Annotated in this window: 1 rRNA gene (only partly in view); it reads left to right on the forward strand. The window is 55.1% G+C overall.

From position 1 onward, the window contains the following. A 23S ribosomal RNA gene (locus tag A6395_RS08165) occupies positions 1-1,704 on the forward strand; it begins 1,210 nt to the left of the window's first position. Positions 1,705-1,756 lie beyond the last annotated feature (52 nt).

Genomic DNA, 1,756 nt, shown 5'->3' on the forward strand with positions numbered 1-1,756 from the left:
TTCCGTAAGGAATGGTAGGGGAGCGTTCCAAGCAGCAGTGAAGCGGTATCGTGAGGAGCCGTGGAGCGCTTGGAAGTGAGAATGCCGGTGTGAGTAGCGAAAAGAGGGGTGAGAATCCCCTCCGTCGAAAGCCCAAGGTTTCCTGAGGAAGGCTCGTCCGCTCAGGGTTAGTCTGGACCTAAGCCGAGGCCGAAAGGCGTAGGCGATGGACAACAGGTTGATATTCCTGTACCGCCGTACCACCGTTTGAACGATGGGGGGACGCAGAAGGATAAGGTAACCGTGCGACTGGAAGTGCACGGACAAGCAGCGAGGCCGTCGGGTTGGCAAATCCGCCCGGCACACAAGGTTGAGCTGTGATGTGGAGCCCGTAGGGCGAAGTACCGGATTTCACGCTGCCAAGAAAAGCCTCTAGTAAGGAGGTCGGCGCCAGTACCGTAAACCGACACAGGTAGGCGAGATGAGAATTCTAAGACGCGCGGGATAACTCTCGTTAAGGAACTCGGCAAAATGGTCCCGTAACTTCGGGAGAAGGGACGCTTATGGCAACATAAGCCGCAGTGAATAGGCCCAAACGACTGTTTAGCAAAAACACAGGTCTCTGCTAAATCGCAAGATGAAGTATAGGGGCTGACGCCTGCCCGGTGCTGGAAGGTTAAGGGGATGTGTCATCGCAAGAGAAGCACTGAACCGAAGCCCCAGTAAACGGCGGCCGTAACTATAACGGTCCTAAGGTAGCGAAATTCCTTGTCGGGTAAGTTCCGACCCGCACGAAAGGCGTAACGATTTGGGCACTGTCTCAACGAGAGACCCGGTGAAATCATAGTACCTGTGAAGATGCAGGTTACCCGCGACAGGACGGAAAGACCCCATGGAGCTTTACTACAGCCTGATATTGAGGCTTTGTACGCGATGTACAGGATAGGTGGGAGTTTGTGAAGCCGGAGCGCCAGCTTCGGTGGAGACATCCTTGGGATACCACCCTTTGCGTATAGAGTCTCTAACTCGCAGCCGTGATCCGGCTGGAGGACCGTGTCAGGCGGGTAGTTTGACTGGGGCGGTCGCCTCCTAAACAGTAACGGAGGCGCCCAAAGGTTCCCTCAGAATGGTTGGAAATCATTCGCAGAGTGCAAAGGCAGAAGGGAGCTTGACTGCGAGACCTACAAGTCGAGCAGGGACGAAAGTCGGGCTTAGTGATCCGGTGGTTCCGCATGGAAGGGCCATCGCTCAACGGATAAAAGCTACCCTGGGGATAACAGGCTGATCTCCCCCAAGAGTCCACATCGACGGGGAGGTTTGGCACCTCGATGTCGGCTCATCGCATCCTGGGGCTGGAGTAGGTCCCAAGGGTTGGGCTGTTCGCCCATTAAAGCGGTACGCGAGCTGGGTTCAGAACGTCGTGAGACAGTTCGGTCCCTATCCGTCGTGGGCGCAGGAAATTTGAGGAGAGCTGTCCTTAGTACGAGAGGACCGGGATGGACGCACCGCTGGTGTACCAGTTGTTCCGCCAGGAGCATCGCTGGGTAGCTACGTGCGGACGGGATAAGTGCTGAAAGCATCTAAGCATGAAGCCCCCTCCGAGATGAGATTTCCCTTTGAGCAATCAAGAAAGACCCCTCAGAGACGATGAGGTAGATAGGTCATGGGTGGAAGCACGGCGACGTGTGGAGCTGAATGATACTAATCGGTCGAGGCTTTGATCTAGAAACGGTTTGAACTTGATGAGTCTTCAGTTTTCAGGGAACAATTCCCTTGT

It is taken from the genome of Exiguobacterium sp. SH31, assembly GCF_001816105.1.
Classification (GTDB): domain Bacteria; phylum Bacillota; class Bacilli; order Exiguobacteriales; family Exiguobacteriaceae; genus Exiguobacterium; species Exiguobacterium aurantiacum_A.